Source organism: Microbacterium sp. NPDC058389 (genome assembly GCF_042722305.1).
Taxonomy (GTDB): Bacteria; Actinomycetota; Actinomycetes; order Actinomycetales; family Microbacteriaceae; genus Microbacterium.
This window is the reverse complement of record NZ_JBHXJQ010000019.1, coordinates 21,053-32,784: the sequence shown is the minus strand read 5'-3', so window position 1 is coordinate 32,784 and position 11,732 is coordinate 21,053. Positions and strand designations below refer to the sequence as shown.

Sequence of the window (11,732 nt, the reverse complement as noted above, 5' to 3'; positions counted from 1 at the left end):
CCGCCGCCCGGGACCGGATTCCGTGTTTGTCGGCACCGCGTCGCGTGCCTAGGCTCGGAGCTATGACAGACGAAACCCGCACGCCCACGCAGATCGACAAGATCGCTGATGCGTGGGTCGACATCCTTGCCGAGCTGGAGCCGACGCTGGCGACCTACATCGGTCGCACCGAGCACAACGGCCGTTTCGGCGACTACAGCCCGGCCGGGCAGGAGCGCCTCACCGAAGAGGGCCGCAAGACATTGGCCGCGCTGCAGGCAGCAACCCCCGTCGACGTCGTCGACGAGGTGACCAAAGACGATCTCTCCCGCGAGATCCAGCTCGGACTCGACCTCGACGAGGCGAAGTGGCACCTGCGCGATCTCAACGTGATCGCCTCGCACGCTCAGAACATCCGCTCGGCGTTCGACCTGATGCCCACCGCGACCAGCGACGACTGGTCGGTCATCGCGACGCGCCTCGCCGCCGTCCCGGGCGCGATCGACGGCTACGTCGAGACGCTCCGCGAGGGCATCGCACAGGGCGTCGTCCCCGCGCGCCGCCAGGTGGTCGAGGTCGTGACGCAGATCGCGCGCTACACCGCGGACGGCGGCTTCTTCGCCACGTTCGCGGCGGAGGCGGCGCCCGCGGAGGGACAGCTTCCGGCATCCCTCGCCCGCGACCTGGCCGACAACGCGAACGCCGCCCGCGTCGCGTACGACGAGCTCGCGTCGTTCCTGTCGGGCGAACTCGCCCCCGCCGCCTCCGAGAAGGACGCCGTGGGCCGTGAGCTGTACGCACTGCACTCCCGCCGCTTCCTCGGCGCGACGATCGACCTCGACGAGACCTACGAGTGGGGTGTCGAGGAGCTCGCGCGCATGGTCGCCGAGCAGGAGTCGATCGCGAACGAGATCAAGCCGGGCGCATCGGTCGAAGAGGCCGTCGCGTTCCTCGAGCAGGACGCCTCGCGCAAGCTCTACGGCACCGACGCACTGCAGAAGTGGATGCAGCAGACGAGCGACCGCGCGATCGAGGAGCTGGGCAAGACCCATTTCGACATCGCCGAGCCGATCCGCAACCTGGAGTGCATGATCGCGCCCACCAAGGAAGGCGGCATCTACTACACCGGCCCGACGGACGACTTCTCGCGCCCCGGCCGCATGTGGTGGTCGGTGCCCGAGGGCGTCGAGGACTTCGACACGTGGCGCGAGCTGACCACCGTGTACCACGAGGGCGTTCCGGGGCACCACCTGCAGATCGCGCAGGCCGTGTACAACCGCGCCCAGCTGAACACCTACCGCCGCCTTCTGGGCGGGACGTCAGGCCACGCCGAGGGCTGGGCGCTCTACGCCGAGCGTCTCATGGAGCAGCTCGGCTACCTCTCGGACCCGGCAAACCGGCTCGGCATGCTCGACGGCCAGCGCATGCGCGCGGCCCGCGTCGTGCTCGACATCGGCGTGCACCTGGAGAAGCCGCGCCTGGACGGCCAGGGCACGTGGGATGCCGACTACGCACTGGCGTTCATGCTGCGCAACGTCAACATGCCCGACGAGTTCGTGAAGTTCGAGGTCAACCGCTACCTCGGCTGGCCGGGACAGGCCCCGTCGTACAAGGTCGGTCAGCGCATCTGGGAGCAACTGCGCGACGACGTCGCCGAGCGCGACGGCGACGCGTTCTCGATCAAGCAGTTCCACAAGCGCGCGCTCGACATCGGCGGTGTCGGCCTCGACACGCTGCGCTTCGCGCTGTCGCGCTGACACACCCCTTCGACGGGCTCAGGGACCGCTCGCGGTCGCTGAGCCCGTCGAGGCGTCTCTGAGCAGCGCCACGACCTCCGCATCGCTCGTCTGCGCGAAGGCGTCGTAGTACTGGCCGACGGCCCAGAAGTCGGCATCGCGGTGGGGGCACACGTATTCGTCGACCGTGTCGCCGGGCGGCTCCCATTCCTCGGGGGCGACGGGGACGGCCAGCACGATGCGCGACGGCTGCTGCGTCCGCAGCGCACGGCAGGCCGCGAGGGCGCTCGCGCCGGTCGCGACGCCGTCGTCGATCACGATCGCGGTCCGGCCGCGCAGGTCCGCGTGCCCCGTCCCGTATGCCGCGGTCCGACGTCGCAGCTCGTCCCGCTCGGCGGTCTCGACCCGTTCCACATCGCGCGGCGTCATCCCCGCCCAGCGCACGGCGTCGGCCGTGATGATCCGCACGCCGTCGGCGATCGCCCCGACGGCGAACTCCTCATGCCCGGCGGCGCCGAGCTTGCGCACCACGACCGCATCCAACGGCAGCGCGAGCGCCCGGGCGACGACCGCGGCCACCACCACCCCGCCGCGCGCGATGCCGAGGACGACGGCATCCGATCCGCGCCAGGAATCCAGGTCTGCGGCGAGCACGCGCCCTGCGGCCCGCCGGTCGGCGAACAGGGCCATGTCCTCACGCTACGCCGGTGCCGCAGCGGCGTGCGACGGGGGATGCAGCGGCCGTGCGTGCCCGGGGCGCGCCGTAGGCTGGAGGCGTGGCATCCGTTCGATACGTCGCGATCGGCGACTCCTTCACCGAGGGCGTGGGCGACGAGCTCCCCGACGGACATGTGCGCGGCTGGGCGGACCTCGTCGCGCAGGGCTGGGCGGACGCCCTCGGCGAGCCCGTCGAGTACGCGAACCTCGCGATCCGCGGCAAGCTCGTGTGGCCGATCGTCGAGCAGCAGCTCGAGCCTGCCCTCGCCCTGAAGCCCACGCATCTGTCCTTCAACGGCGGCGGCAACGACATGCTGCGGCCCCGCACGAGCGTGACCGGCGTCGTCGACGCGTTCGAGACCGTGCTGCGCCGCTGCGACGAGGAGGGCGTGAAGCTCATCGTGCTGTCGGGGGCCAACCCGTCGGGGCAGCTTCCGATGCGGCGGCTCATCCAGCGTCGCGGCGACCTGCTGTCCCACGCCGTCGAGGCGCACCTCGCGCCGCGGCCCGACGTCGTGCGCGCCTACAACTGGTTCGACGCCGAACTGGCGACACCGCCGTTCTGGTCCGAGGACCGCCTCCACATGAACTCCCGCGGCCACCACCGGGTGGCCGCCCGCGTACTGGACGCGCTCGGCCTCGACCCGCACCCCGAGTGGTGGTCGCTGCCGCTGCTGCCGCCGGCGGGGACACGCGGGGCCGCGTACTATCGCGAGCACGTGGGTCCGTGGGTGCGTCGCCGGCTCACCGGCACATCGTCGGGCGACGGCCGCGAGCCGAAGTTCGGCGGCGGCTGGAGCTCGTTCGCGCCGTCAGTCTGACGCAGCAGGCCGGGCGTACTCCGAGCCCGAGCGTGTGCGCTCGAGCAATCCGGCGTCGACGAGGTGCCGACGGAGCACCGCTGCGTCGCCGGTGAATGCGGAGAGGCGTTCGTTCGTCTGCTGCTCGGTGAGCACCTCTGCGTCGCCGAACGCGCGCTCGGCCACCCACCGCAGGAGCTCGTCGCGTTCCGCATGCTGTGCGGGGTAGCGGTCGATGCGCCCGTCCGCGCCGAGGAACCTCGTGGGTCCGGACGGTCTCACGGGCGGGTTGTCCGACAGGATGCCGCGCACCGCCGTCTCATCGAACTCGAGCGCGCCCGACGCGGTCTCGCGCACCAGGCCCAGCTCGTGCAGGCGCTCGATCGCCCGCCGACGACGGGCGTCGGGCAGCGGTCCGGCGGCCATCGTCTCGGCGAGCACGGCTCGCAGGTCGGGGTTGAGGAGCGCCGCGACGACGCCCCGCCAGCGCTCACTCATCCGTCGCGCTCGTGACGCGGTAGGTCAGCTCCGCGAAGGCGCCCGCCTGGCGCACCGCGATCAGCTCGAGACGGTCGGCCCCGAGCACCCGGGGGAGGAGCGGCTTGCCCGACGCGAGTGTCGCGGGCGCGATCGAGACGCGCACTTCGTCGAGCAGGCCGGCGTCGGCGAACTGGCCGGCGAGATCGCCGCCGCCCACGACCCACACGTCCTTGTCACCCGCGGCGGCGCGGATCTGGGGCCAGGCGTCCTCGACGGCGCCGGAGGCGAACCGGATGTCGACGCCCGGCACGATCGGCTGGTCGCGGCTCGTGAAGACCCAGGTGGGCCGGTCGCCGTAGTACGCGGGCCACTTCTCGGGGTGAGCGACGAGGTCCTCGTGCTCGAGCACCCAGCGATAGGTCGCCGAGCCCTGGACGAGCACGCCGATGCCGTCGAGGAACGCCTGGAAGTCGGCATCCCCGCCCTCGCCACCCGGGACGGCGAACAGCCAGTCCAGCGAGTCGTGGTCGTCGGCGAGGAAGCCGTTGAGCGTGGTGGCGGTGTAGAAGATCACACGAGGCATGCCGTCACCGTATCGCGGCGCGCCGACACGAGGTCTGGGACTGTTGACAGGTATTCAACCAATCAGTACAGTACCTATCAGTTGAATAAGGAGGCGAGACATGACTGACACCCTGAGCCGCACGTTCGCGGCCCTGGCCGATCCGACCCGGCGCGCCATCCTGGCCCGCCTGAGCGAGGGCGAGGCGACCGTCGGCGAGCTCGCCGAGCCGTTCGACATGACCTTCGCGGCCGTGTCGAAGCACCTGCGCGTGCTGCAGGAGGCGGGGCTCGTGTCCCGGGGCCGCAGCGCGCAGTACCGGCCCGCTCAGCTCGACGCACGACCGCTGGCCGCGGCATCCGCCTGGATCGGCGACTACGCGAAGTTCTGGGAGGACAGCCTCACCGCCCTCGACCAGTACCTCAACGCCCTGCAGCAGCTCGGCGCCCCCGCTCAGCACGACCCCCGCACGACCGACAAGGAGAATGACCATGACTGAGTACTTCACCGTGACCCGCACGCTGCGGGCACCCCGCGCGCTGGTGTTCGAGACGCTCGTCAAGCCCGAGCACTTCGCGGTGTGGTTCGGCACCGCCGCTGTCGAGGTGCCGCAGGAGACCCTGACGATGGACGTGCGACCCGGCGGACAGTTCCGCGCCGTCATGCACCTGCCCGACGGCAACCGCATCGACTGGGCAGGGGAGTACAAGGTGGTCGAGCCGCCGTCGCACCTGTCGATGACCCTCACCGACCAGCCGGGCGACGACGCGGGCCTGCCCGTGCTGTTCGACCTCGAAGAGACCGCCGACGGCACGGTGCTCACCATCCGCCAGGACCGCTCGGACTTCTCTGACGAGCAGGTGGCGGCGACGATCGCGGGCTACAACTCGTTCGTCGACGACATCGAGCGCGTGCTGGAGCGCCTGCAGGCCTGAGCGCGGGCGCTCTCGTCACAGAGCGCCCGGGCGCCGCAGCGCACTCATCGCCGGTGCGCCGCCCGCCCGGGCGCTCTCGTGCGCGTCGGCACCGGCCGGCGCGGCCGTGAGGAACCCGGCCTCAGGACGCGTCCGCGAGAGCCACTGCGATGCGCGCGCCGAGGTCGACGTTGCCGCGGTAGACGTCGACGTTGACGTCGAGGCTGCGCCCGGCCGTCTCGCGCTGGAAGAAGTCGAGCAGGAACGGCGTCGTGTCATGCCCGGTGATGCCCTCCGCCTCGGCGGCCGCGAGCGCGCGGCGCAGCACGCGGTCGTGCTCCGCCGGATCGAGCTCGAGCTCGACGGCGAGCGGGTTGGCGACGAGCAGGGTCGACGCGATCCCCAGCGCGTCGCGGGTGCGGGCGATCGCCGCGATCTCGTCAGGGGAGTCGACCGAGTACTCGATGTCGTGCCCCGAGTCGGCCACGTAGAAGCCGGGGTAGTCGGTGGTGCGGTAGCCGACGACGGCGAGACCGAGGGTCTCCAGGCGTTCCAGCGTCAGTGGGATGTCGAGGATCGACTTGACCCCGGCGCTCACGACGACCAGCGGCAGCCCCGCCAGCGCGGGCAGGTCGGCGGACTCGTCGAACGACTCCGCGGCACCGCGATGGACGCCGCCCAGGCCGCCGGTGGCGAACACCCGCAGGCCCGCACGGGACGCCAGGTATGCCGTCGCCGCCACCGTGGTGCCCACGCTCAGTCCCTTCACGGCGGCGACGGGCACGTCGCGCACGCTCGCCTTGACGACGCCGTCCGCCGTGCCCAGCCGCTCGATCTCGTCCGGGGTGAGACCGACCGTGGGGCGCCCGTCGATGAGGCCGATCGTGGCGGGCACGACACCGAGCGCCCGGACCCGCGCCTCGGCCTCGAGTGCGACGTCGAGGTTGCGCGGCCGCGGCAGCCCGTGCGTGAAGATCGTGGACTCCAGCGCCAGGACAGGCTCGCCGTCGGCGACGGCAGTCCGCACCTCGGGCGCGACGACGAGGGGTTCGATCACGGTGCATCCTTTCGCTCCGCGCAGGGCGTTTCGGGTGGTGACCGTCGTGTGACGACAACGCCACAGTACCGAGGGGATGCCTCCGGCCGGTGTGCGGCGCGGCACGGGGCCGCGGCATCCGGGATCAGCCGCGCGGTCGCCGTGGCGCGCGCGGCGGGTCCATGCCCAGCCGGATGCGGGTGCGCTTGCGCTCGATGACGATGAAGGTCGCGCCGAGCGCCCACAGCGGCAGCTGGGTGAGGAATGCGATGCGGAACGCGTCGAGGCTGTACGTGTCCGGCGTGCCGGCGCCCTGCAGATCGAGGGCGAGTCCGATGAGCAGGATCGCGATGAGCGCTGCGAGGAACCCGCCGGCGTTGGTGACGCCTGTCGCGGTGCTGAGCCGATGCGAGGGGTTGTGGGTGCGGGCATGATCGAAGGCGATCATGGATGCCGGACCGCCGGTCGCGAGGGCCACCGCGAGCGCGAGCAGCAGCCACAGCGGCGCAGGTCCCGGGTACGCGACGACGGCGAGCCACGCGGCCGCCTGCACGGCCACCGTGGGCAGCACAAGCGCGCGGGAGCGCAGGTGGGGGATGCGCCGCGACAGCTCGCCCATGATCGGCCCGAGCGCCATGCCGACGACGACGTACAGCGACATGATCGACGCAGCCTCGGCGGTGGTGCGCCCCTCGCCGGCGGTGAGGAACGGCATGCCCCACAGCAGCACGAACGCCGTGCCCGCGAACGGCGTGGTGAAATGCGACCAGAACGCCAGGCGGGTGCCGGGATGCGCCCAGGCGGCGCGGATGCCGACGCCGGTGTCGACCGCCGACGTCACGACGCGGATCGCGCCGGTGTCGGTGTCGACCGACACGTCCTCGTCGCGGTCCGGCGGGTGGTTGCGGATCAGCAGGAACACCAGCACGCCGAACAGCACGCCGAGCCCTGCGATGCTGCCGAACGTGATCGACCAGGTCGTCGCGTGGAGCAGCGCCGCGAGCGGCACGAGCGCGACGAGCTGACCGGTCTGGCCCACGATGCCGGTGAGCTGGACCATGATCGGACTGCGCTGCGCGGGGAACCAGGTCGCGATCAGTCTCAGCACGCCGGGGAAGATCGCCGCGTCGCCGGCACCGAGGAGCATGCGCGCGAGGATCGCCACTCCCACACTGGGCGACACTGCCATCGTGAGCTGCCCGACCGCCATGAGCAGCATCCCGATGGTCATGATGGGGCGCGCGCCGTAGCGGTCCAGCAGCACCCCGATCGGGATCTGCATCCCGCCGTACACGGCGAGCTGCACGACGGCGAACATCGACAGCGTCGCGGCGTCGGCGTCGAATCGCGCGGCGGCGTCCACGCCCACCGCGCTGAGGGACGACCGGTTCGTGATCGCCAGCACGTAGGCCGCGACCCCGACGGTCCAGATCACCCAGGCGCGTGTCCCCGGCCCCGTCGAGGCGGGGCGGGACAGGCTGAACACCCTTCCAGCGTAGTCACCACGGGCACATGGGTCGGCGGCATCCCCGTTGTCAACCCCCTCCCGCAGCAACCGGGGGATGGACCAGCGTGGTAGCCGGGACAACCCGTCCCCAGGCCCGGGGAGGGCTGAGGAGCACTCCGGAAAGGAGCTTCACATGAGCATCGGAGCAGGAATCGTACTGTTCGCGATCGGAGCCATCCTGGCGTTCGCGCTGAACATCCAGGTGGACTGGGTCAACCTCGACATGATCGGCTACATCCTCATGGGCGCCGGTGTCGTGATCTTCCTCGTCGGCCTCGTCCTGATGATGCGCCGCCGCCGTTCGGACGTCATCACGAGCACGTCCGTGGATCCCGCGTCGGATTCGCAGGTCACTCGGCGCACCACTCGCACGCCGGACGACACCGCCGGCCTCTGACGCACGGCGCGGGGAGCGGGGGCCTGAGGGCGCTCGCTCCCCGCCTTGTCGATTCAGGCGCCGATCGGCGTGCGGATCGCCTCGACACCCGTCAGCTCGACAGGCGACCCGAGCAGAGCCGCGTGGGCGGGGCGCTGCGATTCCCACCGCTCGCGCGACATCACATAGCGGTTATGGGGGACCGCGACGCCCTCGCGCGCGACCATGAACGCGCCGTCGGGCTCGTACCCGAGTCGACGCGACACCGCATTCGACGGCGCATTGTCCGCGAACGCGCCGGACGTCGCCTCGACCGCACCGAACCCCTCGAAGGCCAGGTGCAGCGCGAGCGCGCGCATCCGCGTGCCGATGCCGCGTCCCTGGTGCTCGAGGCCGAGCCACGATCCGCTGTTCACCCTTCGCAGCACGCTCCAGTCCTTCGCGGTCAGCCCCTGCAGGCCGACCGGGACACCCTCGTGCAGCACCGCGAACTCGAGGACGAACGCCTCCGGAGACACGTTTCCTCGCTGGTTCCACTGGTAGGTCAGCACGCTGCGTGCGACCTCGTCTGCCGTGCCGCGCGTCCACGGGTGCTCGAACGGCATCGCGTCAGGGGAGTGGATGCCGCGACCCGCGAGCTCCGCGAGCTGCAGGAGCAGCTCGTCGTCGATCCACCGCAGTTCGAGATCTCCGGCGCGGGCACGTATGGCCGAGGCGGGCCAGAGCCGGGCGAGGGCGTCGGAGTGCTGCATCCCGGAAGTCTGCCAGATCGCCGTCATTCCGCGGGGGAACGAGTGTGGCGACCGCATAATGGGCGTCCGCCCACTTAGAATGGGCATACGCCCACTCCCGAAAGCGAGAACCATGCCGACCGGCCGCGCAATCGAAGACCCCCGCACCGTGCTGCTCCACGCCGGCCGTCGCCTGCTGGTCTCGGATGGACCGGGCGCGCTCACCAGCCGGTCGGTCGCGGTGGCGTCGGGCGTGGCCAAGGGCGTGCTCCACCGGCACTTCGAGGACTTCGACGCCTACCTCGCCGCACTCGTGACCGCGGACGCGGCGCGCATCGGTCTGATCGAGCCCCGGGTCGCCGGCTCCGCTCCCGACGCGGTCACCGATGTCCTCGAGCAGGTGTTCACCCCCGTGACCGTAGGACTCGTGGCACTCGTCATCAGCCGCGACGGAGTGCGCCGGCGCGCGCGTCGCACGGGCGCGTTCGGCATCCCTCTGCTCATGGACGCGACCGCGGTCGTCGTCGACGTGCTCGCCGCGGGGCGCGACGTCGGGTGGATCCGCCGGGACGCCGACGTCGCGGCCCTCGCACTCGCCCTGGTCGGCAGTGCACATCTTCTGTACGCGGGCGACCGCGGCGCGTTCCCGGATCACACCGCCCTGCACGAGGTCGTGGCCGCCATCCTCGCCGGCTCGTCGTGAGCGGCGCGTCCGGCGTCCTCTCGCGCAACACGACCGTCGGCCCGCTGCTGCCTCAGCCGGACTACCGCTCGACGTACGCCGCGATCCCGTCGAGGATGCGGTCGAGCCCGAACTCGAACCCATCGAGCGGGGGCTCGTCGGCGAGGAACATCGGCTCCTGCATGACGTCTGCGACCGCGTCGAGCCGGCGCGCGCGCAGCTGCGCGTCGAGGAACCCGCGCACGGCGCTCATGGCGCGCTGCTGATCCGGGTTCGCGCGGCGCAGCTCGGCCGGGGTCGGCGCGTTGCGTCGCAGATCCGCGCCGTAGCGGGCATGGCTGTCGAGCAGGTACGCGCAGTTCAGCATCTGCTGCGCCCCCATGCCGGTCGGCGCGAGCGCGCCGATCAGCACATCCAGCCAGGCGGCGTTGTGCGGAGTGAGAGGCACCGTCCGCGGCACGTCGAGCAGCCACGGCCGGGCGGCGAACTGCTCGAACAGCCGTCGCGCCCAGAGCGCCGCCGCCGCGCGCCAGTCGTCACCGGCGAGCTTCGGAGGGTCGCCCCACGCCCGGTCGGCGACGAGCACGAGCAGCTCGTCCTTCGAGCTCACGTAGCGGTAGAGCGCGTTCGTGCTCACGCCGATCCGTGCCGCGACGCGGGGGAGGGATGCCGCGGCGATCCCCTCCTCGTCCGCCAGCGCCGTCGCGGCCTGGACGACCTCGTCGACGGTGTGCGCCGGCTTGGGCCCGCGGCGCCCCTCCGTCTCGACGACGCCCCACGCGGCGGTCAGGCCGGGAGGCAGCGCGTCGAGGTCGATCTCGGCTGCGAGGGGGCGATCTGGGGCGGCGGGCGTCATGCGCGGCATCCTCTCGACGTCTTCGAGATAAATAGTAGACGGCTTACACAGTTAAGGCTACTGTGCATGCCATGAACACTTCAATGCTTACACAGTTGCCCTTTCCACGGACCGCTCAGCGGTGGATCGGGGGAGCGGCCATCGCCGGAGGGATCTTCGCCCTCGCCGAGCTTCCGCTGTACTTCGTCGTCCCAGCCTGCAACACCTGCAGCGTCGACACCGGCTCGCTCATGCCGGACGGGCTGATCCTGGCGCGCACCCTGTTCAACTTCCTGGCACTGACGGCGTTCCTGATCTTCATGAGCGGGGTGCGATTCCTGATCGGTCGCGCGGACGCACGGTACGAGTGGTTCGGTGCGGTTGCGGGCACCGTCGGGGTCGCCTGGACGATCGTCGACATGGTCGCGAAGGGACTGGAAGGCAGCAGCGCGATCCAGACGGCCGAGCTGATCGATCCGACCCGGACGGTGCCGACGTATCTGCTGTACGGCTCGATCTCACACCTCCTGCTCGCGGTGTTCGGCGTGGCCTTCGGGTACGCGGTGCTCCGCACGCGGGCGCTCGCCCCGTGGGTCGGCTGGTCGGCGTTCGGCATCGCGCTCCTGCACCTGGCCGGCGTGCCGTCGATGTTCTTCGGCTACAACTCGTCGGAGTTCTACGCCTCGAACGGCTGGGGCGCCGTCGCGATGTTCAACGGGATCGCCGCCCTCTGGCTCGCCGTCGTCGGGATCGCCGTCCTGCGCCGGAAGGCGCCTGAGAACACGTGAGCCCTTCGTGCCCGCGATCCCGGAAGGACGACGTCCAGGACTGCGGGCACGATCACGGCCGAGGCGCGAGCGCTCCCGGTCTCGCCTACGCGTCCACGAGAGCGGCCGTCGAGATGATTGTCGCCATGCTCCCCGCCATGACGGCGTTGGCGATGCACACCAGCCGAGACCTCGCGCCGGCCGGCGTCACGACACCGGGCACGTGGGTCATGTGGGGGCGATAGCCGCCGCGCCAGTGCGCGGGCTCCTCCGCGGCGAACCCCTCGAGCCGTTCGACGGCGTCGGCCAGCCGCTCGTGCAGGTCGACGATCTGCGCGGACTCGACCAGCTGCACCGCGATGTCTCCGCGCGGGCCGAACCGCGCCTCGTCACCGAAGCGGATTTCCAGCGGCGGCTCTTCCGCGCAGACGCCTCGCACCGCGCTCAGGACGGCGTCACGGGCGCCGTCCACGGCGAAGTTCGACGCGAGCGTGACGTGCGCGGGCCACGCACGCCGACGAAATGTCGACCCGACCTCGAGCGGGTCGGGCAACGCCACCACGACGAACAGCTCTCGACTCTCATGCGTCGTCACGCCCACAGTCTGGCC

Annotated in this window: 15 protein-coding genes; 7 read left to right on the top strand and 8 right to left on the bottom strand. The window is 71.3% G+C overall.

Features of this window, described 5'->3' with window-relative positions:
- Window positions 1-62: 62 nt before the first annotated feature.
- Window positions 63-1,736, top strand: a complete 1,674-nt coding sequence (locus tag ACFWJ8_RS18810) for a DUF885 domain-containing protein (protein ID WP_378814419.1) — start codon at window positions 63-65, stop codon at window positions 1,734-1,736.
- A gap of 18 nt (window positions 1,737-1,754) precedes the next feature.
- On the opposite strand, the gene ACFWJ8_RS18805 is transcribed toward ACFWJ8_RS18810, so the two are convergent.
- The gene (locus tag ACFWJ8_RS18805) at window positions 1,755-2,405 is read right to left on the bottom strand and encodes a phosphoribosyltransferase (protein ID WP_378814417.1); all 651 of its coding nucleotides are present in this window, start codon (window positions 2,403-2,405) and stop codon (window positions 1,755-1,757) included.
- An 86-nt stretch (window positions 2,406-2,491) separates the two neighbouring features.
- Between ACFWJ8_RS18805 and ACFWJ8_RS18800 the strand changes: the two genes are divergently transcribed.
- Window positions 2,492-3,253 carry an SGNH/GDSL hydrolase family protein gene (locus ACFWJ8_RS18800; protein ID WP_378814415.1) on the top strand — a complete coding sequence of 254 codons (762 nt, stop codon included), beginning with the start codon at window positions 2,492-2,494 and terminating at the stop codon, window positions 3,251-3,253.
- Here ACFWJ8_RS18800 and ACFWJ8_RS18795 read toward each other — a convergent pair.
- Together ACFWJ8_RS18795 and ACFWJ8_RS18790 are read right to left on the bottom strand one after the other, a co-directional pair.
- On the bottom strand, window positions 3,245-3,730 hold the full coding sequence (locus tag ACFWJ8_RS18795; protein ID WP_378814413.1) for a DUF2087 domain-containing protein: 486 nt from the start codon (window positions 3,728-3,730) through the stop codon (window positions 3,245-3,247). The genes ACFWJ8_RS18800 and ACFWJ8_RS18795 overlap by 9 nt on opposite strands.
- Window positions 3,723-4,295: a dihydrofolate reductase family protein gene (locus tag ACFWJ8_RS18790; RefSeq protein ID WP_378814411.1), complete on the bottom strand. Its 573-nt coding sequence runs from the start codon at window positions 4,293-4,295 to the stop codon at window positions 3,723-3,725. The genes ACFWJ8_RS18795 and ACFWJ8_RS18790 overlap by 8 nt, the downstream gene beginning before the upstream one ends.
- Window positions 4,296-4,395: 100 nt before the next feature.
- Between ACFWJ8_RS18790 and ACFWJ8_RS18785 the strand changes: the two genes are divergently transcribed.
- Together ACFWJ8_RS18785 and ACFWJ8_RS18780 are read left to right on the top strand one after the other, a co-directional pair.
- A complete protein-coding gene (locus ACFWJ8_RS18785; RefSeq protein WP_378814410.1) occupies window positions 4,396-4,773 on the top strand; it encodes an ArsR/SmtB family transcription factor in 378 nt (125 codons plus the stop codon).
- Complete coding sequence (locus tag ACFWJ8_RS18780; RefSeq protein WP_378814408.1) at window positions 4,766-5,209, top strand: SRPBCC domain-containing protein; 444 nt, start codon at window positions 4,766-4,768, stop codon at window positions 5,207-5,209. The genes ACFWJ8_RS18785 and ACFWJ8_RS18780 overlap by 8 nt, the downstream gene beginning before the upstream one ends.
- Window positions 5,210-5,330: 121 nt before the next feature.
- On the opposite strand, the gene ACFWJ8_RS18775 is transcribed toward ACFWJ8_RS18780, so the two are convergent.
- A complete protein-coding gene (locus tag ACFWJ8_RS18775; protein WP_378814406.1) occupies window positions 5,331-6,245 on the bottom strand; it encodes a pseudouridine-5'-phosphate glycosidase in 915 nt (304 codons plus the stop codon).
- Between the two features lie 124 nt (window positions 6,246-6,369).
- Complete coding sequence (locus tag ACFWJ8_RS18770; protein WP_378814404.1) at window positions 6,370-7,710, bottom strand: nitrate/nitrite transporter; 1,341 nt, start codon at window positions 7,708-7,710, stop codon at window positions 6,370-6,372.
- 154 nt (window positions 7,711-7,864) lie between these two features.
- Here ACFWJ8_RS18770 and ACFWJ8_RS18765 point away from each other — a divergent pair, with 154 nt between their 5' ends.
- Window positions 7,865-8,128, top strand: a complete 264-nt coding sequence (locus ACFWJ8_RS18765) for a DUF6458 family protein (RefSeq protein ID WP_378814403.1) — start codon at window positions 7,865-7,867, stop codon at window positions 8,126-8,128.
- Window positions 8,129-8,181: 53 nt separating this feature from the next.
- Here the strand turns inward: ACFWJ8_RS18765 and ACFWJ8_RS18760 are convergent, their stop codons facing one another.
- Window positions 8,182-8,859 (bottom strand): GNAT family N-acetyltransferase, encoded by a 678-nt coding sequence (locus ACFWJ8_RS18760; RefSeq protein WP_378814402.1) that lies wholly within the window; start codon window positions 8,857-8,859, stop codon window positions 8,182-8,184.
- Window positions 8,860-8,971: 112 nt separating this feature from the next.
- Here ACFWJ8_RS18760 and ACFWJ8_RS18755 point away from each other — a divergent pair, with 112 nt between their 5' ends.
- Window positions 8,972-9,541: a TetR/AcrR family transcriptional regulator gene (locus ACFWJ8_RS18755; protein ID WP_378814401.1), complete on the top strand. Its 570-nt coding sequence runs from the start codon at window positions 8,972-8,974 to the stop codon at window positions 9,539-9,541.
- Window positions 9,542-9,602: 61 nt separating this feature from the next.
- On the opposite strand, the gene ACFWJ8_RS18750 is transcribed toward ACFWJ8_RS18755, so the two are convergent.
- A complete protein-coding gene (locus tag ACFWJ8_RS18750; protein WP_378814399.1) occupies window positions 9,603-10,376 on the bottom strand; it encodes a TetR/AcrR family transcriptional regulator in 774 nt (257 codons plus the stop codon).
- Window positions 10,377-10,471: 95 nt separating this feature from the next.
- Between ACFWJ8_RS18750 and ACFWJ8_RS18745 the strand changes: the two genes are divergently transcribed.
- Window positions 10,472-11,143 carry a hypothetical protein gene (locus ACFWJ8_RS18745; RefSeq protein WP_378814397.1) on the top strand — a complete coding sequence of 224 codons (672 nt, stop codon included), beginning with the start codon at window positions 10,472-10,474 and terminating at the stop codon, window positions 11,141-11,143.
- 85 nt (window positions 11,144-11,228) lie between these two features.
- On the opposite strand, the gene ACFWJ8_RS18740 is transcribed toward ACFWJ8_RS18745, so the two are convergent.
- Window positions 11,229-11,717, bottom strand: a complete 489-nt coding sequence (locus ACFWJ8_RS18740; protein ID WP_378814395.1) for a 2'-5' RNA ligase family protein — start codon at window positions 11,715-11,717, stop codon at window positions 11,229-11,231.
- Window positions 11,718-11,732: the final 15 nt, after the last annotated feature.